Here is a 24660-nt window from a genome sequence, read left to right on the forward strand (position 1 = left end):
GGTGCGCGTGTACCTACCGGCCACCACGACCGTCCTGCGCCAGCTGCTCGACGAGGGGCGGGTGCCCGGCCCGCTGACGGTGTTCGCGGTGACCCCCGAGCTGCGCGGGTTCTACGAGCTCTCCGACACCGACGAGGAGGAGCTGGAGTACGCCGCGCTGCTCGGCGCGGCCCGCGCCAGCCTGCGGTTGCTGGACGTCGACCCCGCCGCCGCCCGCCGCCGGGTGGTGCTGGCCGCCGACCTCCCCGACGACGCCGTCACCCCGCTGTCGGACCCCGACACCGACCGCGGTGCCGCCCGGGCCTCGGCCGACCTCGCCCTGGCCGACGTGGCCAGCGCGCACATCGACACCGCCGAGGCCGAGCCCGACGTCGCCGCTGCCGTGGCCGTCGTGCTGGAGGCCGACCTCGGCAGCGAGGACTCGCAGTTCGTCGTCGACCAGGCCGAGGGGCACGAACTGGCCTGGTACGCCACGCAGGAGCTCGGCCCCGCGCTCGACCTGCTCTGACCCCGCTCACCGCCGGGCCACCTGCACCCGGGTGGTGGTGCCCCCGGTGACCAGCCACCCCGCGCCCGGCCGGGCCGGGAGGGCGGCGCGGGGCAGTCGGGCGCCCAGCAGCTCGCCGTCCCCGCGCGCCGGCTGCAGCAGCAGCGCGGTGCGGGTGCGGCGCAGCGTGGGGGCCGGCCCGCGGTAGGCCCCCGCGACGTCGGCGGGTGCGGCCGCGGCGACGAGCACGGCCGGCCCGCCCGGGGCGGTGACCGCGGCCAGCGCGTCGAGCAGGTCGTCGGGCAGCTGGCCGAGGTCGTCGGCGAGCACCACACCGGCCGCACCGCCCAGCCGCTCGGTCCAGGCCCGCAGACCGCCGGGTTCGTCGACGCGGTCGGCGGGGGTGGGGCCCGCACGCCGGTGCGGCGCGCCGACGAGCAGCACCGGCGTACCGCCGGCGGCCAGCCGGGCCGCCAGGGCGGTCAGCGTGGTGGACCGGCCGCTCCCCGGTGGGCCGGCGACCAGCAGCCCGCCGGTGCGGTGCAGGTCCACCGTGACCGGGGTCCCGCCGTCGCCGCCCGGACCGAGCAGCGCCACCCCCGCCGGCAGCCCGGCGACGGGCGGGGCGGCCGGGTCGGCCGGCAGCTCCACCACCTCCACCCGGCCGGGGACGGGGACGGACGCACCGGCGGGTGCCGGCAGCGGGCGGGGGAGGGCCAGCTGCACCTCGGTCGCCTCGTCGTCCAGCAGCGCCCGCCCGGGCGGCCGGTGCGCTGGGACCCGGGCGGCCGGCACCCCCGCGACGGCGTAGTCGGCCCGGTCGGCCAGCGGGAGGACGAGCCGGTGCCCGACCGCCCCGGCCAGCCGGCTGCCCGGCAGCGCCCGGTCGGTGGTGAGGACGGCGGTCAGCCCCACGGCCGCGCCCTCGCGCACCAGCCGCAGCAGCGCGGTGCCCCCGGTGCCGGGTGCGAGCTCCTCCAGCTCGGTGCCCGCCGTGTCGGCGCCGTCGACGAGCAGCAGCAGGCGGGGGTGCGGCCCGGGCGCGGTCCGGCGGCGGTCGACCTCCTCCTGCAGCCGGGTGACCAGCCGCTCCAGCCGGTGCCCCGCGCCGCGGCCGACCACGGTGCCGGTGTGCGGCAGCCCGGACAACGCCCGGGCGAGCTCGCCGCCGGCGTGGTCGACGGCGTGCACGTGCAGGTCCGCGGGGCCCCGACCGGCGACCGCCTCCCCGAGCAGCGTGCGCAGCGCCGTCGTCCGGCCGCTGCGCGGGCCCCCGACCACGAGCCACCCGCCGCCGGCCCCCAGGTCGACCAGCAGGTCCTCCTGCCGCTGCTGGTCGGGCCGGTCGACCACGCCCCACCGCACCGGGGCGCCCGGTTCGGCCCCGGCCGCCGGGTGGACCTGGTCGGGCAGGGCCGGCAGCCAGGGCCGGGGCGGCGGCGGAACACCCACGGCCCGGGCCCGCAGCGTGCGCACCTGGTCCGCCAGGTCGGTGCTCCCCGCTACCCCGCCCGGTTCGGCCGGCCCGCCGGCCGGGAGCGGGGCCGGGGGCCAGCGGCGGACCCGCACGGCGTCGTCCCGGTCGGCGGGCACCCCCACCCGGGCCACCTGCAGCGGCAGCGGGGCCTCCGCACCGACCCGCAGCAGGGCGCGCCCGGGCCGGTCGACCGGGAGCCAGGCGGCGTCGGGGACGCCCAGCACGTCCCGTGAGCCGGTCTCGTCGGTGGTGCGCAGGCACAGCCGGACGGTGCAGTTCGCGCGGATCTCCGGGCTCACCGACCCCGAGGGCCGCTGGGTGGCCAGCACCAGGTGCACACCCAGGGACCGGCCGCGCTGCGCGATCGCGACCAGGCCCGGCACGAAACCCGGCAGCTCCTCGCCCAGGGTGGCGAACTCGTCCACGACGATGACCAGCCGCGGCAGGAGCACCTCGCCCTGTTCGTCGCCCGTGCCGTCGCCCGCGCCCCCGACCGGCAGGTCGGCCAGGTCGCGGGCACCGCACCCGGCCAGCACCCGCTCCCGCCGGGTCAGCTCGGCGGTCAGCGAGCGCAGCGCGCGGGCGGTGGAGGCGCCGTCGAGGTCGGTGAGCAGGCCCACCGTGTGCGGCAGGTCGGCGGCCTCCCCGAAGGCGGCGCCGCCCTTGTAGTCGACCAGCAGGAAGCTGCACCGGTCCGGCGGGTGGGCCGCGGCCAGCCCCAGCACGAGGGTGCGCAGCAGCTCGGACTTCCCGGCCCCCGTGGTGCCGGCCACCAGGGCGTGCGGGCCGACCGCGCACAGGTCGAGGGTCACCGGGCCCGAGGTGCCGACACCGAGGACGGCCGCCAGCGTCGACCTCGACCGGGACCACGGCGCGGGCACCGGGCCGACGAGGTCGCGCCACCGCACCGCGTCGGGCAGTCCGCCCGGCCCCTGCGGCACCGTCAGCGGGGCGAGGTCCGCGGCCACCTGCTCGGCCAGGTCGAGTGCCAGGCGGTCGAGGACGACGTGGACGTCCGGGCGGCCGCTGCGGCGCAGCCGGGCGCCCGCGCCGGTCTCGCCGACCACCTCCACCGACGCGGTCGCCCCGCCCGCCGGCACCCGCCCGACGGCGACCGCACCGCGCTCGCGCGCCCGCCGGAGCACCTCGGCGCCGTCCTCGTCGAGCGGGCCGTCCACGACGACGAGGTGGGCCGCGCCGGGGGCGGGCACGGTGCCCAGGTGGGGCAGCCACCGGGCCCACCGCCAGTCGGCCGCCTCGGCGTCCCCGGTCAGCAGCGTGAGGGAGACGGCGTCGGGCGGGTGCAGGACGGCGACCTGGCAGACCAGCTGCCGCAGCGCGCCCAGCAGGGCCGCGCGCGGGCCCCGGACCTCCAGCCCGCCCTCCCGCAGGTCCAGCAGCACCGGCAGCCGGTCGGCCCCGACCGGCGTCTGCGTGCCGTCGCCGCCGCGCCGGGAGACCGCGGTGCTGCCGGGACCGGTGCCCAGCCGGACCACCAGGAGGTCGGGGTCGGTGGCCGGGCGTTCCCAGAGCGGGGCGCAGCGCCGCCGGGCGGCCGAGACCAGGGCCGCCGGGTCGGGGGCCAGTGCCTCCCGCAGGCCGGCCTCGGCCGCGACCGCGGCGGTGACCTCGGCGTCGGCGCGGGCCAGGTCGACGGCGTGCTCGGCGGTGCGCCGGCGGTGGCCGCGACGTCCGGACCAGCGGTCGGAGACCCACCCGCCGAGGGCGACCAGGGGGCCCAGCAGGGCGAAGAACAGGAACGTCGGGGTGTGCAGCGCCCAGGCCAGGGCGCCGCCGGCCAGCGCGGGCAGCAGCACCGCGATCCAGGCGAGGGCCCGGCGGGGAGGTGGTTCGGGCGCGCCGGGGACCGCCACCGCGACCACCGGGACGGCGGGCGGCGACGGTCGGGGCGCCGCGGCGGCGAGCCAGCGGCCACCGGGGGCGGGTACGACGGGGACCGTGGACCCGGCCGGGGCGGTCAACCGCAGGGCGCTGGCGCCCACCTGCACCACGGCGCCCAGCGGCCACGGCACCGGGTCGGGGCCCAGCACCCGGGTGCCGCCGCCGGCACCGGCGCCGACCGACAGCCGGCTGCCGTTGGCCGAGCCCAGGTCGCGGACGACCACCCCGGTGCCGGCGACCGTGACCTCCAGGTGCTGCCGGGAGACGTCGGGGTCGGGCAGCCGGACCCGCGCGGACCCGGTCCCGCGCGGGCCGCCGCGGCCGACGACGAGCACGCCCTGCGCGAGCGGGTGGCAGGCACCGGCCCCCGGCCCACCGCTGACCTGCAGCTCCAGCGCCCCACCCACCGGGGTGGTGCGCGGACCGGGCCGGTCGGCGCCCAGCCGCGCGCCGTGCCGCACCCGGGGGTCCGACAGCGGGGTGTCGTCCTCGAGACGGTCCGGGCCGCACCACAGCCCGCCGACGGGCAGCCCGCACGCGGCGAGCCCGGCCCGGACCGAGGCCAGGTCGTGGCCGTCGGTGGCCTGCACCTCGACGTCGGCGACGCCCCCGGGGCCGTGCAGGCTCCACCGCCGGGTGGACCGGTCGGGGGCGCCTGGGTGGGTGGGCATGCGCGCAGGGTCACCCGGGCCGGCCGGTGGCGGTACCCGCCCCGGCCGATCTGTGGACAGGGGTCCCGCCTGTGGACGACCGGGGCCCGCCGCCGCCGTCCGGCCCTACCGTCCCTGCTCGACCGGGACCCACCCGGACCAGAGGAGGACACCGTGAAGGTCGACATCGCCACCCTGCAGGCCATGGCCGCCCAGTGCCGCGGGGAGGCCGGCGAGCAGTCCGCGCGCCTGGCCACCCTGTCCGCCGCCGTCGGCACCGGCGTCACCGACGGCTGGACCGACAGCGCCGCGGCCGTGCAGTTCAGCCACCTGTACGAGCAGTGGCGGCTGTCCAGCCAGAACATCAGCGTGGCGCTGTCGGGCATGGGCGACCTGCTCACCGACGTGGGCAACGCCTACCAGCAGCACGAGGCGCAGATGGCCGCGCGCATCGGCGCGATGGTCTGAGCGGCCGCGGCGCTCAGCCCGGTGGGTCGCCGCCCCCGGCCGGGGCGGTGACCGCCGGCCCGGGGGCCCGTTCGCGGTCCCGCCGCAGCCGTTCCCACGGCAGGATCGACAGGATCGCGATGCAGTGCGGCAGGAAGATGATGCCGACGCCGGCGTAGACCATGACGTGGAAGCCGAGCAGGAAGACCACCAGGCCGATCCGCGCGCGGTCGCTGCGCACCAGCAGCACCAGCGGCGAGGCGAACTCGAAGACCAGCATCACCCACTGCGCGGCCGGCAGCAGCCAGGCCACGTCGAGGGTCCACAGCGACAGGTCGGTGCCGCGGCGGACCACGGCGCGGGTCAGGGTGGAGCCCGTCGCCCAGTCCCAGCCGCCGAAGCGCATCTTGGCCCAGGCGGCCAGGAAGTAGGTCAGCATGACCGTGACCAGGATGGCCGCCGAGGCGAAGCCGGCGGCCTGGGAGGAGCGCCGGTCGCGCCAGCGGGCCACGCCCACGGTGGGCAGCACCGCCAGGGCGACCAGGTAGGCGATGCGGTCGTGGTCGACCTTGCCGTAGCTCATCGCGATGACCATCCACTCCGCATACAGGAGGAAGACGGCCCAGCCCAGCACCCGGGGTGCCCGGCCGGTGGCGGCGGCCACCGCGGCGACGACCAGCGCCCACTGCACGACCAGCACCACCGTGTGGGTGGGGGTGGGCAGGTGCAGCAGGCGACCGACGAGCAGTGGTTGGTAGAACTCGGTCGGCACGTCGGCGTGCGCCTTGACCCACGCGGTGGTGAGGAAGACGTCGACCGGGATGAACAGGTAGGCGATCGCGCGGAACACCGCGATGCGCGCCAGCGGGACCGGCCGGAACCACCAGCGCGGGGTCAGCGGCACCGCGGGCGCGGTCTCCGGGCGCACCGGGGCGGCGGCGCTCACGAGCCGGCCGCCAGGTCGTAGGAGACCAGCACGTCGTCGGTGTAGGCGCCGGTCTGCTGGCCGTCGACGAGCTCGAAGCGGCGCTGCACGACCTCCACCCGCACCAGGTCCGGGCCCGAGGGGTGGCGCTGCTCGTAGGACTCCGCGACCAGCCCGAGCAGCGCCGGGTCGTCGACCAGGCGCGGCAGCTGGCCCTCGAACTCCGCGCGGCGCAGGCCCACCTCGCCACCGGACAGGCGCACCTCCTCGCCCGCCGCGGTCACCCCGACGACGCGGGTCGAGACGACCGGGGTGTTCGGGTCGGCGCGGGTGGAGTACATCCGGAACGGGCCGAAGGGGAACTCCGAGTCGTCGCCCCAGACGCTGCCAGCCAGCAGCAGGACCAGGACCACCGCGGTCGCGGCCAGCCGGGCGGCCCGGCCGCCGCGGCCGAGCTCCACGACCTCGGGCTCGGCCCGCACGTCGGGCTCGGTCTGCAGGGGCACCGGCCCATCGTAGGATCGCCCGGCCCCCGCGTCCGGTCACCGGGCGGGGAACACCCAGTTCAGCACCCAGCAAGCACCCAGGTCGACGACGACACCAGGAGCGCACCCGTGCAGTTCGGTCGGTACTACGAGGAGTTCGAGGTCGGGGCGGTCTACAAGCACTGGCCCGGGAAGACGGTCACCGAGTACGACGACCACCTGTTCTGCCTCATCACCATGAACCACCACCCGCTGCACCTGGACGCCCACTACGCCGGGGAGACCACCGACTTCGGCAAGAACGTCGTGGTCGGCAACTACGTCTACTCGCTGCTGCTGGGCATGAGCGTCGCCGACGTCAGCGGCAAGGCCATCGCCAACCTCGAGGTCGAGTCGCTCAAGCACGTGGCGCCCACGTTCCACGGGGACACGATCTACGGCGAGACCACCGTGCTGGACAAGACGGAGTCCCGGTCCAAGGACGACCGCGGGGTCGTGCACGTGGAGACCATCGGCTACAAGCAGGACGGCACGGTGGTGTGCGTCTTCCGGCGCAAGGTCATGGTGCCCAAGCGCTCCTACGGCGAGGCCCGCGGCGGCGAGCAGCCCGGCCGGCCCGAGCCGGTCCGCCGGTAGGTCAGCAGCGGGGGAGCAGCCCCCAGCCGCCCAGGGTCTCCACCAGCCCGGGCGTGCAGCGCAACCGGGCCAGCCCGGCCGCGTCGACGAACGCGACGTCCGCGGCGTCGTCCCCCGCGACGGGGACGGCGCCCGGGTCGAGCAGCGTGCAGACCAGGTCGACCACCTCGTAGACCGGCGCGCCGGCCGGCACCTGCACCCGGCCGGCCTCGGCGCCGGGGAGCACCCGCAGCCCGGTCTCCTCCAGCACCTCCCGGACCACCGCGGTGGCGTCGTCCTCCCCGGGCTCGACCCGTCCGCCGGGCACCGACCAGGCCCCCCGGTCGGGGTCGTGCGCGCGCTGCACCAGCAGCAACCGGCCGGCCGGGTCGTGCACCACCGCGCCCACGCAGGCCACCAGTCCGCTCACCCCCGCGACGCTAGCGTTGACAGGACACGGGGTGGCCCGCGACGGTGGGCGGGATGACGAGCGGGACGAGCACCGGTCCGGTCTGCCCCCGGTGCGGCGAGGACCTCGTGGTGCGCCCCGGGTCGGCCGAGGCGTGGTGCCACCTGCACGCCGCGGTGACCCCGCTGCACCACAGCGTCGTGCTGTCCCACGACACGCTCTCCGCCGTCTGCCTGGACGCGCGGGTGCCGGCGTGGGTGCCCGACCCGATGCCGGCGGGCTGGTCGGTCACCGGCATCGCCTGGGGCGGGGAGCCCGGGGCGCGCGGGATCGTCGTCGACTGCGCCGGGCCGGCGCCGCTGGGCGGGTCCGCGGAGCTGGTGCTGGTCGCCGAGGAGCCGGGCACGGGCCTGGGCGCCGGGTACGCCGGTCTGCCCTGGCTGGACCCCGGCGAGCTCATCGACGGCCCGTCCGCGGCCGCGGTGCAGGCCGCCGGCCAGCGCGCGCCGCTGTGGTCGGTGCCCACCGCCGACGACCGCTGGGCCTTCGTCGGCGAGGCCTACGGCGTCTGGCTGTGGCTGGTCGCGTGGCCGGCCACCGCGGCCTGGCTGCTCGCCGAGGACCTGGTGCTGCTGGACCTGCGGGACCGCGTGCCGGCCGACCTCCCGCTGGGCCCGCCGGGGGAGCACCTGCTCCCGGGCAGCTGAGCCGCGCCGGCACGGGCGTGTCGCGCCGGTGACGGGTGCGGCCTGTGTTACCCATGTGACCGCGGTCCTCCCCGGCCGCACGGGTGCCCCCGGGCCCCGGCCCGCCGACCCCGGACGGAGGAGCCGCGTGAACCTCAAGAAGCTGCTCACCTGGCTCGTCGTCGCCTTCGTGCTCTTCTACGTGATCCGCCAGCCGCAGTCCTCGGCCGACATCGTCAAGAGCGCCGGCACCGCCCTGGGTGACGCCGCGTCCTCGCTGGCGACGTTCGTCGGCTCGCTGTTCTGACCCTGCCGTCGTGACCCGTCCCCGGGGCGCGTCCGCGGCCCTGGGCCGCGACGCCAGCCGCTACCTCCTGCCCGACGAGGAGGCGGTGGTCAACCAGCGCCGGCACTGGGCGGTGCTGGTCCGGCCCGGCGTGCGCGGCGTCCCGGTGCTGGTGGTCGGGGTCTGGCTGCTGCAGGTCGACCCGGGGAACCGGTTCAGCACCGTGCTCGGGCTGCTGGTCGCCCTCGGCGCCCTGGGCTACCTGGGGTTCGCCGTCGCCGAGTGGTGGATCCGGCACTTCCTGGTCACCCGGCGCCGCGTGCTGCTCACCTCGGGCGTGGTCGTGCGCAAGGTCGCCGTCATGCCGCTGCGGCGCATCACCGACCTGACCTACCAGGAGACCCTCGTCGGGCAGCTGCTCGGCTACGGCGGGTTCCGGTTCGAGTCCGCCGGTCAGGACCAGGCGCTGTCCCAGATCACCTACCTGCCCGACGCGAAGACCATCTACGACCGGATCAGCGGCCTGCTGTTCCCCAGCGACGGGGCCCGGCGCGGGGGCGAGGACGAGGACGGCAGCCCCGACCCGGCCCCGGCTCCGGCACCCCGGCCGCGGGGCGGGGACGGCCGGCACAGCACCGGTCCCATCCCGGGGTTCCGCAGCCGCTACCCGCGCACGCGCTGAGCGGGCACGGCAGGCTGTCCCCGATGCGCATCGACCTGCACACCCACTCGTCGGTGTCCGACGGCACCGACACCCCCGCCGAGCTCGTCGCCGCGGCGGCCGCGGCCGGGCTCGACGTCGTCGCGCTGACCGACCACGACACCACCGACGGCTGGGCCGCCGCCCGCGCGGCCTGCCCGCCGGGCCTGGCACTGGTGCCCGGGATGGAGCTGTCCTGCCGCTGGTTCCCCGCCGACGACCGCCCGATCAGCGTGCACCTGCTGGCCTACCTGTTCGACCCCGACGCCCCGGCGCTGGCCGCCGAGCGGGCCCGGCTGCGTGCCGAGCGGCTCACCCGGGGCGAGCGGATGGTGACCGCGCTGGCCGCGGACGGCTTCCCGGTCTCGTGGGACCAGGTGGTGGCCCGCAGCGGCGGCGGGGTGGTCGGGCGCCCGCACGTGGCCCGGGCGCTGGTCGAGGCCGGCGTGGTCGGCTCGGTCGACGAGGCGTTCGCCGGCCCGCTGCACCACACCAGCCCCTACTACGTGGCCAAGGCCGACACCGACGTGCTGGAGGGCATCGCGCTGGTCCGCGCCGCCGGCGGGGTGCCGGTGTTCGCCCACGGCCTGGCCCGCTCCCGCGGCCGGGTGGTGGGCGACGACGCGCTGGCCGCCATGGCCGGCGCCGGGCTGCTCGGGCTGGAGGTCGACCACCCCGACCACGTCGACGCCGACCGCGCCCACCTGCGGGCGCTGGCCGCCGACCTGGGCCTGCTGGCCACCGGGTCCAGCGACTACCACGGCACGAACAAGCGGACCCCGATCGCGGCGTGCACCACCGACCTCGAGCAGTACGAGCGGCTGCTCGCCGCGGGCACCGGGAGCGCGCCGTCCGCCGGGTGAGGTCGTGTCGGACCCCCCGGCTACGGTGCCGGGCATGACCGCGGGTGGGCAGCTGGAGATGCCGGGGATGCCGCGCCGGTTGTTCCCGGCCACCCCCAGCAAGCTGGCCACCTTCTCCGACTGCCCCCGCCGCTACCGGATGGCCTACCTCGACCGGCCCACCCCGCCCAAGGGCCCGCCGTGGGCGCACAACACCGTCGGCTCGGCGGTGCACGCTGCGCTGCGGTCCTGGTGGGAGCTGCCGGTGCCCCAGCGCACCCCGCGGGCGGCGCGCCAGCTGCTGTACGGCCACTGGTCCGACACCGGGTTCGCCGACGCCGAGCAGTCCGCGACGTGGCGGGCGCGCGCGGCGGGCTGGCTGGACGAGTACGTGCCCACCCTCGACCCCGCCGACGAGCCGGTCGGCACCGAGCGCCAGGTCGCGGCCACCACCGAGCGGCTGGCGGTCAGCGGCCGGGTCGACCGCATCGACGCCCGCGACGGCGAGCTGGTGGTCGTGGACTACAAGACCGGTCGGCGCCCCAGCACCGAGGACGAGGCCCGCGGGTCACCGGCGCTGGCGCTCTACGTGCTCGGCGTGCGGCGCACGCTGCGCCGGCCCTGCACCCGGGTCGAGCTGCACCACCTGCCCACGGGCACCGTGGCGTCCTTCGAGCACACCGACCGGTCGCTGGCCAACCACGTGCGCCGGGCCGAGGACGTCGCCGAGGACATCACCGCCGCGACCGCCGCCCGCGAGGCCGGGGCCGGCGACGACGAGGCGTTCCCGCCGGTGCCCGGGCAGCAGTGCGGCTGGTGCGACTTCCGGCGGTCCTGCCCCACCGGCCAGGCCGCCGCCCCGGCCCGCGAGACCTGGAGCTTCCTCCCCGTCGAGGAGTGAGGTCAGGCCACCCGGGCGCGGGCGGCGCGCAGGGTCGGGTTGTCCCGGATGCGGGCGGGCACGGCCAGCGTGGTCGCCCGGAACGCCCGGACGGCGGCCGTGGTCGCCGGCTCGGACAGCGCCAGACCGGGCAGGCCGTACATCGACCGGGCCCACCGCGGCAGCGTGGCCACCCCGAGCGAGGCCAGACCCGCCCAGGCCGGGCGGGCCGGGGTGAGCAGCTGCACCCAGCCGGGCATCGGCGGCACGACGACGAACCGGGCCGCCTGCCGCGCCGGGTCGGTGAGCGCGAGCTGCGGGCGCACCCGGCGGAAGTAGCCGGCGAGCTCCTCGACGTCGGCGGGCACCTCGCCCGGGGTGCACCCGACCAGCTCGGCCGCGACCACCTGCTCGCGCACGTAGCGGTCGGCGTCGTCGTCGGTCAGCGGGACGCCGGCCCGGCGGGCCACCGACAGCAGCGAGTCGACCTCGCACGCGTGCACCCACAGCAGCAGGTCGGGGTCGTCGACGGAGTACGCGCGGCCGGTGGTCTCCTCGGTGTCGGACTTCCCGCGGTGCGCCCCGCGCACCCGGCGCACCGCCCGCAACGCCTCCTTGCGGGTGCCGAAGGTCAGCGTCGCGACGTACTCCGCGGTGCGCGTCAGCCGGGCCCACGGCTCGTCGCGGAACCCGTCGGAGAACCGGTGCACCCCGGCCATGGCGACCGGGTGCAGCGCCTGCAGCAGCAGCGCCCGGATGCCCCCGACGGAGAAGCTGGGGTCGGCGTGGATGCGCCAGGTGACCGAGTCCGGCCCGAAGAAGCCCGCCCGGTCCTCCTCGGGGGTCACGCGCGCACCTCCGCGGGGACCGAGGACCAGAACGACGTGAGGACGGCGACGGTGGCGGCCGGCTGCTCGATGGCGGGGGAGTGCACCGCACCGGCGAGCACCTCGTGCCGGGCACCCAGCCGGTGGGCCATGTCCTCCTGCGCGGCCGGGGTCCAGGCGTCGTCGTCGGCGCCGTGCGCGACCAGCACGGGGACGCCGGTGGCGGCGAGCGCGGCGACCCGGTCGGGCTCGCCGGTCATCGCGTCGGCCATCCCGGACAGGCCCGCGGCGGTGTTGGCCAGGAACCTGCGGGCCAGGAAGTCGCGCACCGCCGGCGGCACGGCCTGGGCCCGGGGGTCGTCTACGGCCAGCTGCTCCAGGGTCCGGTGCACCAGGGGCACCCCACCGGCGTCCAGCAGCGGGGCCAGGTGGGCCAGCAGCTCGGTGCGCGGCCCGGTCAGGCCGACCGGGCCGCTGCCGAGCAGGGTGAGCGAGGCGAACCGGGCCGGGTCGGCCAGCACGGCGCCGCGGGCGACCAGCCCGCCGAAGCTGTGCCCGAGCAGGTGGACCGGGCCGGTCAGCTGCCCGGCCACCCGCAGCAGGTCGGCGGCGAGCTCGTCGACGGTGTAGGCGGCCGGGTCGTCGGGGCCGGGCGACTCGAACTGCCCGCGCTGGTCCAGCGCGACCACCCGCCACCCCGCGTCGGTCACCGGGTCGACCAGCGGGGCGAAGTCCTCCTTGGAGCCGGTGTAGCCGGGCACCAGCAGCACGGTCCCGCGCGGGCGGGGACCGGTGTCCAGGGCGGCCAGCGGGCCGGTCGCGCCGTCGAGGGTCACCGCCGACGCCCCGTGCGGGGTCAGCTGGCGCAGGTCGTCGGGAGCGCTGAGCTCGGAGCCTCCGGGGAGCATGACCTCATTGAACGCCGGGTGCGCGGCCTCGCGCTCCCGACCCCACCCCTCAGGAGAAGGCGGCCCGCTCGCCGGTCGTGCCGACGACCACCACCGGACCGACCACGGCCGTGCGGGCGCCGACGGGGACGGCGGGGGCGGTCGAGCGGCCCAGCTCGGTGCCGGTGAGCAGGTCGCGGGTGACGAAGGCGCCGTCCTCGGGCACGACGACGGAGGTGCCGGCCTGCTTGCCGTCCGGCGTCGCGGGCAGGCCGACGGCGGGCACCGACCACGCAGCCGCACCCGTCGTGGTGTCCACGGCGGTGAGGGTGCCCCGCGCCCAGAGCAGCGCGGTGCCGCCGGCCGAGGTCTGCAGCGGTGCGGTGCCGTCGTCGGCCGGCAGGGGGAGGGTCTGCAGGGTGCCGCCGTCGGGGGCCCTGAGCGCCAGGAGCTGGTCCCCGTCCACGACGCCCACCACGCCGTCGGCGCCGGCCAGCCGCGCGGTGCCGGTACCGGTCCCGAGCGGGCGGCTCCAGGTCAGCGTGCCGTCGAACCCGTCCAGCAGCTGGGCCTGCAGACCGCCGTCCGCGCACCGCTGCAGCAGGGCGACCCCGGTCGTGCCCGCGGTGGCGTCGACCAGCCGGCAGCCGGCGTCGGCGGCGTGGTGCCAGCGGATGTTGTTGCCCAGCGGGTCCACGGTGGCCAGCCCGGTCGGGCTGGTGGCCAGCACGATGCGGTCGGTGCTGGTGAGGGTGGCGTCGGCGCGGAACCCGACGCTGCGGTACCAGACCCGCTCGCCGGTGGTCGCGCGCAGCGCGGTCAGCTCGTCGCAGCGGCCGCCGGTGGAGAACAGCACGACCACCACGCCGTCGACGGCGGTCGCGCCGCACAGCCGGGCACCGGACCGGGTGTAGTGCCAGGCCTCCTCGCCGGTGGCCGGGTCGACCATCGCCACGCCGTCGGCGGCGGGGACCACCACCCGGTCGGACTCGACCACCGACGCGGTGGCCGGTCCGCCGGTGTCGACCGACCAGGCGGCGGTCAGCGCCGCGGCCGGGGTGCCCGCCGGCGTGGCGGGGGGTGCAGCCGTGGTGCTGGAGGTGGCCGCGGCGTCGGACCCGCGCCAGGCCAGGACGGCGACGGCGACCACCACGAGGGTGGCCGCCGTCCACACCCACACCCGAGGCGGAGGCAGGCGGGTCACGGGAGCATCGTGCCCGACGCGCCCGTGGTCAGGAGGCGGCGGTCTCGCCGCCGCCGGAGCGCCCGGCGCCCCCGCGACGACGACGGCGCCGCGGCCGGCGCGGACCGTCCCCGGCAGCGGCCGAGCCGTCGGCGGCGTCGGTCGGGGCCGCGGCCGGCGAGCCCTCGCCCGCTGCGGCCGCACCGGCGGCGGCCTCCCCGTTGCCGCGGGTGCGGCGCCGGGGACGGCTCTTGCGCGGGCCGACGACCGGCGTCTCGTCCGCGGCGGCCTCGCGGCCCGGGCCGGAGGAGCCGCCGTGCCCGCCCCGGCCACCGCGCTCACCGCCGCGCTCGCCACCGCGCTGGCGCTTGCCGGTCTCGCCCAGGTCCTCGAGCACCTCGGCGTCCAGGCCCTCGCGGGTGCGCTGGGCGCGGGGGAGACGACCGGTGGCGGTCTCGGGCACGTCGAGGTCGGTGTAGACCCACGGCGAGGTGGAGTAGGTCTCCGGCGGGTCGGTGAAGTCCAGGTCCAGCGCCTTGTTGATCAGCTGCCAGCGCGGGATGTCGTCCCAGTCGACCAGGGTGACCGCGACGCCGGTGCTGCCCGCCCGGCCGGTGCGGCCGATCCGGTGCACGTAGGTCTTCTCGTCCTCGGGGCACTGGTAGTTCACCACGTGGCTGACGCCGGTGACGTCGATGCCGCGGGCGGCGACGTCGGTGGCGACCAGCACGTCGACCTTGCCGGAGCGGAAGGCCCGCAGCGCCTGCTCGCGGGCGCCCTGGCCCAGGTCGCCGTGCACGGCGGCCGCGGCGAACCCGCGGTCGACCAGCTCGTCGGCGACCTTCTGCGCGGTGCGCTTGGTCCGGCAGAACACCATGACCAGGCCGCGGTCGCGGGCCTGCAGCACGCGGGACAGCAGCTCGGGCTTGTCCAGGTTGTGCGCCCGGTAGACGAACTGGGTGGTCTGCGGGACCGTCGAGCCCTCGTCGTTGCCGTGCGCCCGGATGTGGGTGGGCTGGCTCATGAACGACCGCGACAGCGTCACGATCGGGCCGGGCATGGTGGCCGAGAACAGCATGGTCTGCCGCTGGTCGGGGACCATCGCGAGGATCCGCTCGATGTCGGGCAGGAAGCCCAGGTCGAGCATCTCGTCGGCCTCGTCGAGCACCAGTCCGCGGACCTTGCCGAGCACCAGGTGGCCCTGCTGGGCCAGGTCCAGCAGCCGTCCCGGGGTGCCGACCACGACCTCGACGCCGGCCTGCAGCGCGCTGACCTGGGGCTCGAAGGCGCGGCCACCGTAGATGGCCTGCACGCGGATGCCGCGGCGCGCGCCGGCGGCGGCCAGGTCGCGGGAGACCTGCACGCACAGCTCGCGGGTGGGGACGACGACCAGGGCCTGCGGGACGCCGTCGGCGCCCTCGGACGGCGGGGTGACCCGCTGCAGCAGCGGGACGCCGAAGCCGAGGGTCTTGCCGGTGCCCGTGCGAGCCTGGCCGATCAGGTCGTTGCCGGCCAGCGCCAGGGGCAGGGTGAGCTCCTGGATGGCGAAGGTGCGGGTGATCCCGACGTCGGCGAGCGCCGCGACGATGTCGGGGTGCACGTCGAACTCGCTGAACAGCGGGGCGTCGGGGGTGACCGGGGCGCCGCCCAGGTCGTCGATCTGCTGCTCGAGCTGCTCCGGGTCGGGCGCGCCGCTCTCGGCGTGGTCGACCTCGGGGGTCTGCGGGGTGGTGTCGTCGTCCTGGGGCTGGTTCAGGGTGGTCAGTGCTCTCGCCTCGGTCCGGAGGGGGCCGCGTGCTGCCAGTGGCGCACCGCGGCCCGGTCGTCTCGTTGATCCAGCGCCGACGCGGCCAGCGGACCGGGCGTCGTGGGGCATCCTCACCCGGGAGACCGACCGTGCACCCGCGGTCAGGCGGGTCGGCGGTCGTCGTCCAGCGGTCATCAGCGCACACGGAGAGCGAGCCGTGCGGCTCGCCGCGGCACATCCTACCTCGGGATACGGTCCGCACAGGTCCCGCGGCAGCGCGCGGGCGTGCCCGCCCCCGCCGGGGACGGGTCCGGCGGCGTGGAGGGGGTGCCCGGGTGAGCTCGGCGAACGCGGTGGACGACGGGGTGGACGGCGGCGTCGGCGGCGGCGCGGGGGGCGCGGGGGACCGGGCGGTGGTCGACCTGCTGGGCGTGCTGGCCTACGCGGAGCTGACCGCCTTCGACCGCCTGGCGGAGGACGCGCGGCTGGCCCCGACGCTGGCCGGACGGGCCGCGCTGGCCCGGATGGCCGCGGCGGAGATCGGCCACCACCAGCGGCTGTGCGACCGGCTGGCCGAGCTGGGCCACGACCCCGCTGCGGCGATGGCGCCGTTCACCGCGCCGCTGGACGCCTTCCACGACGGCACCCGGGCCGGGACCTGGCTGGAGGGCCTGGTCAAGGCCTACGTCGGCGACGGCCTGGCCCGCGACTTCCACCGCGAGGTCGCGGCGTTCCTGCCCGAGCCCGACCGGGGGCTAGTACTGGAGGTGCTGGCCGACACCGGCTACGCCGACTTCGCCGTCCGGGAGGTCCGCGCGGCCATCGCCGAGGACCGCCGGCTGTCCGGCCGGCTGGCGCTGTGGGCGCGGCGGCTGGTGGGGGAGGCGCTGACCCAGTCGCAGGCGGTCATCGCCGAGCGCGACGACCTGGCCGAGCTCCTGATCACCGGCACCGGCGACCTCAACGGCGTCGCGGACCTGCTGCAGCGGCTCATGGACGCCCACGGCGAGCGGATGCGGGCGCTGGGTCTGAACGGGTGAGGTCCGCCGGGGCCGGGCCGGCCCCGGCGGACCTCGCCGGGCTCAGGCGCCGCCGGCGATGAAGCCGACGCGGCGGACGTCGGCCTCGGCGATCTCGACGTAGGCGATCCGGTCGGTCGGGACGACGACACGGCGGCCGCGCTCGTCGACCAGGGTCAGCAGCCCGTCCTTGGACCCGGTCATGGCCTTGGAGACCTCGTCCGCGATCTCGTCGGGGGTCTTCGGGCTGTCGATGACCAGCTCGCGGGGGGAGTGTTGGACACCGATCTTGACTTCCACGCTGGAGATGCCTCCTCAGGTCTGGCGGCCGGTGCCGCTACCCGATCGACGCTAGCCGAGCCCGCGGACGCGTGCGGCGCTGCGGGCTGCGCTGTCGGCGAACGTCAGCTGCGGGTGGGGTGGTCGGCGTCGCCGAGGCGGGGGAAACCGGAGATGCCTCGCCAGGCCAGGGAGCTCATCAGGGCCACGGCCTCGTCGCGGGACACGGTGCCCTTGCGGGGCAGCCACCAGCGGGCGCTGGTCTCGGCCAGGCCGGTCATGCCCGAGGCGAGCAGCAGGGCGCGCTCCTGGTCGACGCCGGTGTCGGCGGCGATCACCTCGGCGATGGCCTCGACGCACCCGCGGGTGCCGGCGTCGACGATCCGGCGGACCTCGTCGTCGTTGCGCAGGTCGGACTCGAAGACCAACCGGAACGCCTCGCCGTCGGCGTCGATGAAGTCGAAGTAGGCACCGACCGCGCCGTCGACCCGGGTGCGGTTGTCGTCGGTGCCGCTCATCGCCTGGCGCATGCGCTCGGTCAGCTCGCCGACCTGCTGCTCCAGCAGGGCCAGGTACAGCTCCCGCTTGCCCGGGAAGTGCTGGTAGAGCACCGGCTTGCTGACCCCGGCGGCCACCGCGATGTCGTCCATCGCCGCGGCGTGGAACCCCTGGGCGACGAAGACCTCCTGCGCGGCGCGCAGCAGCTGCAGCCGGCGGGCCCCGCGGGGCAGGCGGGAGGTCCGGCGGACGGGGTCGTCGGCGGGCGCGGACGGTCGGGAGGGCTGCATGGCCCGGCAGATGTTACCGGCGGGTTCGGCCGGCCGTGCCCGGGCGGCCGGGGTGGTCTACCGTCCCGCGGGTGCACGACGTCCGTCCGGTCCCGGAGGCCGCCCCCACCGGCAGCGGCCCGGGCGAGCCGCGGGCGGCCGGCCGGTCCACCGCGGTGCTGCCGGTGTACGAGGGCTGGCGCCCGCCGTGGCCGGGCGAGGAGCTGCCCGCCGACGGCGGCACGGTCTTCCTGCGCCACACCCCCTACGCCGGCCCGGACGACGGCCCCCGGGCACGGGCCCTGTACGTCCACGGCCTGGGCGGGGCGTCGACGAACTGGACCGACCTGGCCGGGCTGCTCTCCGGCCGGCTCGAGGGGTACGCCCTCGACCTCCCCGGCTTCGGGCGCTCCGCCCCGCCGGCCGACGGCGGGTACGCCGTGGCCCGGCACGTGCAGGCCGTCGAGGCCGTGCTCGCCGACGTGTCGGCCCGCCCGGGGCCCGGTGCCGGGGGGCCGGTGCACCTGCTGGGCAACTCCCTCGGCGGGCTGGTCAGCCTGCTGGTCGCGGCCCGCCGTCCCGACCTCGTCGCCACCCTCACCCTGATCTCCCCGGCGATGCCGGTCTACCGGGTCCCCGCCGCCTTCGACCGGGCCATCGCCCTCCTGCTGCTGCCCGGCATCCCGGCGCTGGCGGAGAAGCGGGTCCGGCTCGGGGCGCCCGAGGACCGGGTCCGGGCGACGCTGGAGATGTGCTTCGGGGACCCCGCCCGGGTGCCCGAGGTGCGGCTGCGCGAGGCGGTCGACGAGGCGCGGCTGCGCGACGAGCAGGCCTGGGCCGGACGGGCGCTGACCCGCACCATGCGCGGGCTGATGACCTCCTACCTGCGGGTCGGCCGGGCCAACGCCTGGCGGGCGGCCCGCGGCGTCACCGCCCCGGCGCTGGTCGTCTGGGGCGACCGCGACAAGCTCGTGGACCCGCGTCTCGCGCCGCGGCTGGCCACGACGCTGCCCGACGCCCGGCTGCAGGTGCAGACCGGGGTCGGCCACGTGGCGATGATGGAGGCACCCGAGGACACCGCCCGCGCGGTCCTGGCCCTGCTGGACGAGGTGGCCCCCGGCTGACCCCGCGCGCGCCTGGCGGGACGGGTGCGACGGGACGGACGGGCACGGGCGGACACGGGACCCGGCGCGCCCCGTACGGACCGGTCCGCGACGGGGGTCGTGAGAACCTGGGCGGCGTGACCCCGCCGGACCGCGCCGTCGACCGTGCCGTCGACCGCGACCCGGCCGGACCCCGCGACGCGCAGGGGCGCCCGCCGGTGCCGCCGCCGCTGGTGGGCCCGCGGCACCGCGGTGGCTCCCGGGGCCGCCCGCGGGGCACGTTCCCGCCCGCGCCCGACCCGCTGCCCCGCCCGGTGGCCGGCACCGGGCTGCGCACCACGGCCGGGCCCCTGGTGGCGCGCCGCGACCCGGTGGGCCGCCGCGGTCCGCGCCGGGCGCACGCGGGGGGCCGCTTCGCCCGGTTCGTCGCCCGCTGGGGCTGGCGGGCCTACGCCGTCCCGCTGCTGTCGGTGCTGACCGTGCTCGCCCTGGTCGACGTCGCGGTGACCGGCACCGAGCCGGCCGCCTCGGCCTCGGGGGCGTCGGCGCCCTCGGTGGGTGCCCCGGCGTCCTCCTCCTCGGCCGCGCCGACCAGCCCCGCGGCCGCCGTGCTGGATCAGCCGCCGGCGCCGGCGGAGGGCGAGGCCGACCCCACCGACCTGGTCGCGACCACCGGCCCGGCCAGCTACGTCGAGACCGGGGCCGGGACGGTGAGCGTCGTCGACGGCACGTCGGCGGTCTACGGCACCGGGCCGCTGCGGCGCTTCGTCGTGGAGGTCGAGGACGGCATCGGCATGGACGGCCCGGCCTTCGCCGCCGCGGTCGAGGCCACGCTGGGCGACCCCCGCTCGTGGGGCCACGACGGCGCGATGAGCTTCCAGCGGGTCGGCGCCGCCGAGGCCGCGGCCGGGGACTACGACTTCCGGGTCAGCCTGGTCAGCCCGGGCAGCATGGAGACCTACTGCCCCGGCGTGGGCACCGGCGGCTACACCTCCTGCCGGTACGGCGAGCGCGCCGTGATCAACCTGGCCCGCTGGGAGACCGCCGTCCCCGACTACGCCGGGGACATCGCGACGTACCGGCAGTACGTGGTCAACCACGAGGTCGGGCACGCCCTCGGCAACGGCCACCAGCCCTGCCCCGGCCCCGGGCAGCTGGCCCCGGTGATGCAGCAGCAGACCCTGGGCCTGCAGGGCTGCGCGAAGAACGCCTGGCCCTTCCCGTGACCGACCCGCTCCGGCTGGCCTTCGCCGAGGTCCACCGCTCCCGGCCCCGCGCCCTGGTGTCCCCGTTCGGCCGGGTGCACCGGCCCGGGCCGCTGCACCTCGTCCCCGGGGCGCGCACCGACCTGGGGTCCGCCCCGCCCGCGCCGTTCTGGGCGGTCACCGCCGACGTCGCGCGGATCGACCCGGGTGCCGGGGTGGCCCTCGGCGTCGCCGGCCCCGGTGGGTCGGTCCTGCTGCGCCGCGCCCCGGACGGCGACCGGTGGCTGGTCGAGGTCTCCGGCGTCGTCGTCTGCAGCGCGCCGCTGCCGCCGGAGCCGGCGCACCGGGTGGCCGTCGTGGGCAACGAGAACCAGGTGACGGTGCTGACCGCGCCCGCGGGGTCCTCCGACGAGGGCAGCTGGCGGCCGCTGGTGACCGAGCGGGAAGCGGTCCGCCGGGTGCTCGACCTGCGCCGCGCCGACGTCCTGGCCGGACTGCGGTTCGTGGTCGAGGCCGACGGGACCGGGACGGTGGAGCTCGCGGACCTGCTGGCCGGGTCCTTCGGCGCGGCCGGTGTCCGCGACCCCCAGGTCGTCACGACCACCGACGGCCGGCCGCTCGTGCGCGACGGCCGGCTGCTGCTCACGATGACCTGCGCCGGGCTCGGCTTCTTCCAGCAGGCGCACTGGGGCGTGTGGGCCCTGGACCCCGCCGACCCCGGCAGCCTGGAGCAGGTGGGGGAGCTGTTCTCCCGCCGCGACGGCCTGGTGCTCGGCGACCACGCCGGCCACGTCGTCGTGGACGAGGACACCGGCGTCGCCACGGTGCTGGTCTCGACCTGGGGCGACCACGACCCCGGCCGGGGCGTCCACGTCCGCGCCGTCCGCACCACCGCCGACGTCCTCCTGGGGACGCACGTCCTCGGGACGGAGCGGGTCGACCTGCCCACCGAGGTCAGCGCCTGGGACCCGACGCTGGCCCGGGTCGGGGGCCGGTGGCACCTGGGCTTCGTGGAGTGCCCGTCCTTCGGCCCCCCGCGCTACGAGTTCCACCCCGCGCTCGCGGCCACCGACGACCCCGACCCGCTGCGCGGTCTGCGCCGCGTGGGCGGCGACCCCGGCCGGAGCCAGACCGAGGGCACCGTGTGGCAGCGCTTCGGCGACGGCTGGTATCTGCTGGCCAGTGACGGCGACGCGCGCACCTACCCGGTCTACGACGCGCAGCTGCGGGAGCGCGGCCTGCTGCAGGCGCCCTACGGCACCAACATCCCGCACCCGATGGTCGTCCCCGCCGCGGGCGCGTGGTGGGTGGTCACCTTCGACGGGACGCCGTGGGGGGACGACGTCCTCGGCTACGGCACGCACGGCGACCTCGTGGTGATGCGCGCCGACCCGCCGGGGAGGCCCTCGCTGCGGGCCCGGGCGGGGGCGGTGCGGAGGCGGCTGACCCGTGGTGCCTGACGCGGGAAGAGGGAGGGCTGGCAGGCTGTTGGGGCTCGTGAGGACGCCGTACCCAGCACGCTAGGAGCCCGTCGTGACGTTGCCACCGCTGGTGGAGCCCGCTGCCGACCTGTCGATCGACGAGGTCCGCCGCTACAGCCGCCACCTGATCATCCCCGACGTCGGGATGGACGGGCAGAAGCGGCTGAAGAACGCCAAGGTGCTGGCCGTCGGGGCCGGTGGCCTCGGCTCGCCCACCCTGATGTACCTCGCCGCCGCCGGTGTCGGCACGCTCGGCATCGTGGAGTTCGACGTCGTGGACGAGTCGAACCTGCAGCGGCAGATCATCCACGGCCAGTCCGACGTCGGCCGCTCCAAGGCCGAGAGCGCGCGCGACTCGATCAAGGAGATCAACCCGCTGGTCGACGTCCGGCTGCACGAGGTGCGGCTGGACTCCTCCAACGTCGAGGAGATCTTCAGCCAGTACGACCTGATCGTCGACGGCACCGACAACTTCGCGACCCGCTACCTGGTCAACGACGCCTGCGTGCTGCTCGGCAAGCCCTACGTCTGGGGCTCGATCTACCGCTTCGACGGCCAGGTGTCGGTGTTCTGGGACGAGCACGGCCCCAACTACCGCGACCTGTACCCGGTGCCGCCGCCGCCCGGGATGGTCCCCTCCTGCGCCGAGGGCGGTGTGCTGGGCGTGCTGTGCGCGACCATCGGCGCCATCCAGGCCACCGAGGCGGTCAAGCTCATCACCGGCATCGGCGAGACGCTGCTGGGCCGGCTGATGGTCTACGACGCCCTGGAGATGACCTTCCGCACCATCAAGATCCGCAAGGACCCCGAGGCGGAGCCCATCACCGGGCTCATCGACTACGAGGCCTTCTGCGGCGTGGTCAGCGAGGAGGCCCAGGAGGCGGCCGCCGGCTCGACGATCACCGTCGACGAGCTGAAGGACATGATGGACGCCGGCAAGGACTTCGAGCTCATCGACGTCCGCGAGCCCAACGAGTACGAGATCGTGTCGATCCCCGGCGCGAAGCTCGTCCCGAAGGACGAGATCCTGTCCGGCCGGGCGCTGTCCTCGCTGCCGCAGGACAAGCCGATCGTGCTGCACTGCAAGACCGGGGTCCGCTCGGCCGAGGCGCTCGCCGCGGTCAAGGCCGCGGGCTTCCGGGACGCCGTCCACGTGCAGGGCGGCGTGACCGCGTGGGCCACGCGCATCGACAAGGCGCTGCCCACCTACTGATCCACCGCGCGCACAGACGGGACCGGACCTGCGGGTCCGGTCCCGTCTGCGTTTGACTGGCCCGGTGGACGCGGAGCACGCCCGGTTGCTGGGCCTCTTCCAACGGGCGCAGGCCCAGGTCACCGATCTGGTCGACGCGGTCGAGCGCGAGCAGTGGGACGCCGGGGTCCTGCCCGGGTGGGACGTGGCCGACCTGGTCGCGCACCTCGTCGCCGGTCAGCGCGGGCTGACCGCGGCGCTGGCGGGCGACCCGACGGGGTCCGTCCCCGAGGACACCGAGGAGCTGCTCGCCGGTGACCCGCTCGGGTCCTGGGAGGACGCCGCGGACACCGCGCTCACCGCCGTCGCCCAGCCCGGGGCGCTCGCCGGCCCGCTGGAGCTGCCCGCGGGGCCGGTCCCGGCCGCCGACCACCTCGCGGCGCTGACCACCGAGCTCACCGTGCACGCCTGGGACCTGGCCCGGGCGACGGGCGGGGACACCCGGCTCGACGGCGAGCTGGTCGCGGCCGGGCTGGCCGACGCGCAGCGCCGGGCCGGGCCCGACGGGCTGCCCGGCGCCTACGCCCCGCCGGTGGACGCCGCCGCGGACGCCGACCCGCTGGTCCGCCTGCTCGCGGTGACCGGCCGCCGAGCGTGACCGACCCGTGATCATCCCGCTCGGCCGATGTGGTTGGCCGGCCCTACGATCCGGTTCGGCACAGTCCGCACGACGTGGAGGTCCTCCCCATGAGTCAGCCGCCCCAGGGCCAGCCGCCCTACGGCAACCCGTCGCAGGGCGGGCAGCCGCCGTACGGCCAGCAGCCCGGTGGTGACCAGCCGACCGAGGTGTTCGGCCAGCAGGGCTCCTCGGGCCCCGGTCAGCAGGGTCCGGGCCAGCAGGGGCCGGGTCAGCAGGGTGGCTGGGGGAGCCAGCAGCCCACCCAGCAGTTCGGCCAGCAGGGGCCGGGCCAGCAGGGGCCGGGCCAGCAGGCTCCCGGGCAGGGCGGGTGGGGCCAGCAGCCCCCGACGCAGCAGTTCGGCCAGCCCGGCTACTCCCAGCCCGGTTACGGCCAGCCGGGTCAGCCCGGCCAGGGCGGGCCCGGTTTCGGCGGTCCCGGTGGTCCGGGTGGTCCCGGTGGGCCCGGTGGCCCCTACGGCGGTCAGCCCGGCGGGTCGGGCGGGAACAAGAAGGGCCTGATCATCGGCGGTGTCGCCGCCCTCGTGATCATCATCGCCGTCGTCCTGGTCCTGGTCCTGACCCAGGGTGGCGACTCCGAGAACACGGCGAGCACCAGCACCGCCACCACGACCACGTCGTCGTCCTCCTCGTCCTCGAGCGAGGAGACGACCTCCTCGAGCGAGGACACCACGTCCTCGAGCTCGAGCACCGGCGGCGAGGACGACCTGCTGTCGATCCTGCCCACCGACTTCACCGACTGCGGTCCGATCGACCTGCCCACCGACGGCGCCACCGCCGCCGCGGAGTGCGGGCCGGCCACCACCCAGCCCGGCCCGGACGCCGCGCGGTTCTACCTGTACGACAGCCAGTCCACGCTGGACTCGGTGTTCGCCACCGACATCGGTGCGCTCGGCGTGCAGCCCATCCCCGACGGCCAGGACTGCAGCACCGCCGTGGGCAGCGGCACCTGGACCGCCGGCGGCGTGCCCGGCGGGCAGGTCGGCTGCGGCATCTCGCCGGACGGCTACGTGTTCATCGCGTGGACCGACGACGAGTACCTGACCGAGGGGATCGTCCGGCTGACCGGTTCGACGCAGACCGAGGTCTCTGCGCTCTACGACTGGTGGCTGACCAACAGCAACTACAACTGAGCCGGTGCGGGCCGACCACCTCACCGGGTCGGCCCGCCCCGGCCCGGACCCCGCCGACGTCGACGAGGCCGTCCTCGACGTCGTGGAGGGCATCCCGCCCGGGCGGGTCAGCACGTACGGCGCGGTCGGGCGGCTCGTCGGGGTGGGTCCCCGGCGGGTCGCCCGTGCGCTGTCGCAGGGCGGCGCGGCCGTGCCGTGGCACCGGGTCGTGCGCGCCGACGGCACCGCCGCAGAACCGGTGCGCGCCCGGCAGCTGGCCCTGCTGGCCGCCGAGGGGGTCCCGGTCCGCCGGCAGCGGGTGGACCTGGCCGCGGTCGGCTGGCCCGACGACTGACGCCGGCCCCGGTCC

At 77.1% G+C, this 24660-nt stretch carries 26 protein-coding genes; 16 read left to right on the forward strand and 10 right to left on the reverse strand.

What is annotated here, in order from left to right; genetic code table 11:
- Position 1 precedes the first annotated feature (1 nt).
- Entirely contained in the window at positions 2–508 is a 507-nt protein-coding gene (locus tag BLT39_RS15425; protein ID WP_091065381.1) for a DUF6912 family protein, read from the forward strand.
- A 6-nt stretch (positions 509–514) separates the two neighbouring features.
- Here the strand turns inward: BLT39_RS15425 and BLT39_RS15430 are convergent, their stop codons facing one another.
- Complete coding sequence (locus BLT39_RS15430; protein ID WP_091065385.1) at positions 515–4537, reverse strand: FtsK/SpoIIIE domain-containing protein; 4023 nt, start codon at positions 4535–4537, stop codon at positions 515–517.
- 153 nt (positions 4538–4690) lie between these two features.
- On the opposite strand from BLT39_RS15430, the gene BLT39_RS15435 reads away from it, so the two are divergent.
- Positions 4691–4984: a WXG100 family type VII secretion target gene (locus tag BLT39_RS15435; RefSeq protein WP_091065388.1), complete on the forward strand. Its 294-nt coding sequence runs from the start codon at positions 4691–4693 to the stop codon at positions 4982–4984.
- A 13-nt stretch (positions 4985–4997) separates the two neighbouring features.
- On the opposite strand, the gene BLT39_RS15440 is transcribed toward BLT39_RS15435, so the two are convergent.
- Together BLT39_RS15440 and BLT39_RS15445 are read right to left on the reverse strand one after the other, a co-directional pair.
- Positions 4998–5909 (reverse strand): MFS transporter permease, encoded by a 912-nt coding sequence (locus tag BLT39_RS15440; RefSeq protein WP_242658460.1) that lies wholly within the window; start codon positions 5907–5909, stop codon positions 4998–5000.
- Positions 5906–6394 (reverse strand): hypothetical protein, encoded by a 489-nt coding sequence (locus tag BLT39_RS15445; protein ID WP_091065391.1) that lies wholly within the window; start codon positions 6392–6394, stop codon positions 5906–5908. Before BLT39_RS15445 ends, BLT39_RS15440 begins: the two co-directional genes overlap by 4 nt.
- A 108-nt stretch (positions 6395–6502) precedes the next feature.
- Between BLT39_RS15445 and BLT39_RS15450 the strand changes: the two genes are divergently transcribed.
- A complete protein-coding gene (locus BLT39_RS15450) occupies positions 6503–7009 on the forward strand; it encodes a MaoC family dehydratase (protein WP_091065393.1) in 507 nt (168 codons plus the stop codon).
- Between the two features lies 1 nt (position 7010).
- Here the strand turns inward: BLT39_RS15450 and BLT39_RS15455 are convergent, their stop codons facing one another.
- Positions 7011–7418 carry an NUDIX hydrolase gene (locus tag BLT39_RS15455; protein ID WP_207508037.1) on the reverse strand — a complete coding sequence of 136 codons (408 nt, stop codon included), beginning with the start codon at positions 7416–7418 and terminating at the stop codon, positions 7011–7013.
- Between the two features lie 53 nt (positions 7419–7471).
- Here BLT39_RS15455 and BLT39_RS15460 point away from each other — a divergent pair, with 53 nt between their 5' ends.
- The 5 genes from BLT39_RS15460 to BLT39_RS15475 all read left to right on the forward strand — a co-directional run bounded on the left by BLT39_RS15460 (position 7472) and on the right by BLT39_RS15475 (position 10812).
- The gene (locus BLT39_RS15460) at positions 7472–8104 is read left to right on the forward strand and encodes a DUF6758 family protein (RefSeq protein WP_091065397.1); all 633 of its coding nucleotides are present in this window, start codon (positions 7472–7474) and stop codon (positions 8102–8104) included.
- A gap of 127 nt (positions 8105–8231) precedes the next feature.
- A complete protein-coding gene (locus tag BLT39_RS22510) occupies positions 8232–8390 on the forward strand; it encodes a hypothetical protein (RefSeq protein WP_165640289.1) in 159 nt (52 codons plus the stop codon).
- A gap of 10 nt (positions 8391–8400) precedes the next feature.
- A complete protein-coding gene (locus tag BLT39_RS15465) occupies positions 8401–9051 on the forward strand; it encodes a PH domain-containing protein (RefSeq protein WP_091065401.1) in 651 nt (216 codons plus the stop codon).
- Positions 9052–9074: 23 nt separating this feature from the next.
- Positions 9075–9932, forward strand: a complete 858-nt coding sequence (locus BLT39_RS15470) for a PHP domain-containing protein (protein WP_091065405.1) — start codon at positions 9075–9077, stop codon at positions 9930–9932.
- Between the two features lie 34 nt (positions 9933–9966).
- Complete coding sequence (locus BLT39_RS15475; protein ID WP_165640290.1) at positions 9967–10812, forward strand: RecB family exonuclease; 846 nt, start codon at positions 9967–9969, stop codon at positions 10810–10812.
- Between the two features lie 2 nt (positions 10813–10814).
- On the opposite strand, the gene BLT39_RS15480 is transcribed toward BLT39_RS15475, so the two are convergent.
- From BLT39_RS15480 to BLT39_RS15495, 4 genes are read right to left on the reverse strand one after another with little or no spacing between them, the layout of a single operon-like run.
- Positions 10815–11639: an oxygenase MpaB family protein gene (locus BLT39_RS15480; RefSeq protein ID WP_091065408.1), complete on the reverse strand. Its 825-nt coding sequence runs from the start codon at positions 11637–11639 to the stop codon at positions 10815–10817.
- The gene (locus BLT39_RS15485) at positions 11636–12526 is read right to left on the reverse strand and encodes an alpha/beta fold hydrolase (protein ID WP_091065411.1); all 891 of its coding nucleotides are present in this window, start codon (positions 12524–12526) and stop codon (positions 11636–11638) included. Before BLT39_RS15485 ends, BLT39_RS15480 begins: the two co-directional genes overlap by 4 nt.
- Positions 12527–12575: 49 nt before the next feature.
- Positions 12576–13709 (reverse strand): outer membrane protein assembly factor BamB family protein, encoded by a 1134-nt coding sequence (locus tag BLT39_RS15490; protein WP_091065415.1) that lies wholly within the window; start codon positions 13707–13709, stop codon positions 12576–12578.
- A 28-nt stretch (positions 13710–13737) separates the two neighbouring features.
- Complete coding sequence (locus BLT39_RS15495) at positions 13738–15564, reverse strand: DEAD/DEAH box helicase (RefSeq protein ID WP_091065418.1); 1827 nt, start codon at positions 15562–15564, stop codon at positions 13738–13740.
- 206 nt (positions 15565–15770) lie between these two features.
- On the opposite strand from BLT39_RS15495, the gene BLT39_RS15500 reads away from it, so the two are divergent.
- Positions 15771–16475 (forward strand): ferritin-like fold-containing protein, encoded by a 705-nt coding sequence (locus BLT39_RS15500; RefSeq protein ID WP_242658461.1) that lies wholly within the window; start codon positions 15771–15773, stop codon positions 16473–16475.
- Positions 16476–16517: 42 nt separating this feature from the next.
- Here BLT39_RS15500 and BLT39_RS15505 read toward each other — a convergent pair whose 3' ends face one another.
- Positions 16518–16754 (reverse strand): DUF3107 domain-containing protein, encoded by a 237-nt coding sequence (locus BLT39_RS15505; protein WP_091065422.1) that lies wholly within the window; start codon positions 16752–16754, stop codon positions 16518–16520.
- A 104-nt stretch (positions 16755–16858) separates the two neighbouring features.
- The gene (locus BLT39_RS15510; protein ID WP_091065426.1) at positions 16859–17521 is read right to left on the reverse strand and encodes a TetR/AcrR family transcriptional regulator; all 663 of its coding nucleotides are present in this window, start codon (positions 17519–17521) and stop codon (positions 16859–16861) included.
- Positions 17522–17592: 71 nt separating this feature from the next.
- Here BLT39_RS15510 and BLT39_RS15515 point away from each other — a divergent pair, with 71 nt between their 5' ends.
- From BLT39_RS15515 to BLT39_RS15545, 7 genes are all read left to right on the forward strand, one after another.
- A complete protein-coding gene (locus BLT39_RS15515) occupies positions 17593–18624 on the forward strand; it encodes an alpha/beta fold hydrolase (RefSeq protein ID WP_242658462.1) in 1032 nt (343 codons plus the stop codon).
- Positions 18625–18740: 116 nt separating this feature from the next.
- Entirely contained in the window at positions 18741–19829 is a 1089-nt protein-coding gene (locus BLT39_RS15520) for a DUF3152 domain-containing protein (protein ID WP_242658463.1), read from the forward strand.
- Positions 19826–21268, forward strand: coding sequence for a hypothetical protein (locus BLT39_RS15525; protein WP_091065429.1), 1443 nt, complete (start codon positions 19826–19828; stop codon positions 21266–21268). Before BLT39_RS15520 ends, BLT39_RS15525 begins: the two co-directional genes overlap by 4 nt.
- Positions 21269–21341: 73 nt before the next feature.
- Positions 21342–22502: an adenylyltransferase/sulfurtransferase MoeZ gene (gene moeZ / locus BLT39_RS15530; protein WP_091065433.1), complete on the forward strand. Its 1161-nt coding sequence runs from the start codon at positions 21342–21344 to the stop codon at positions 22500–22502.
- A gap of 64 nt (positions 22503–22566) precedes the next feature.
- Positions 22567–23139, forward strand: a complete 573-nt coding sequence (locus tag BLT39_RS15535; RefSeq protein ID WP_091065437.1) for a TIGR03086 family metal-binding protein — start codon at positions 22567–22569, stop codon at positions 23137–23139.
- Between the two features lie 89 nt (positions 23140–23228).
- Positions 23229–24311, forward strand: coding sequence for a hypothetical protein (locus BLT39_RS22515; RefSeq protein WP_091065441.1), 1083 nt, complete (start codon positions 23229–23231; stop codon positions 24309–24311).
- A gap of 4 nt (positions 24312–24315) precedes the next feature.
- On the forward strand, positions 24316–24645 hold the full coding sequence (locus tag BLT39_RS15545) for an MGMT family protein (protein WP_091065445.1): 330 nt from the start codon (positions 24316–24318) through the stop codon (positions 24643–24645).
- Positions 24646–24660 lie beyond the last annotated feature (15 nt).

It is taken from the genome of Klenkia brasiliensis (assembly GCF_900100695.1).
Lineage (GTDB): Bacteria > Actinomycetota > Actinomycetes > Mycobacteriales > Geodermatophilaceae > Klenkia > Klenkia brasiliensis.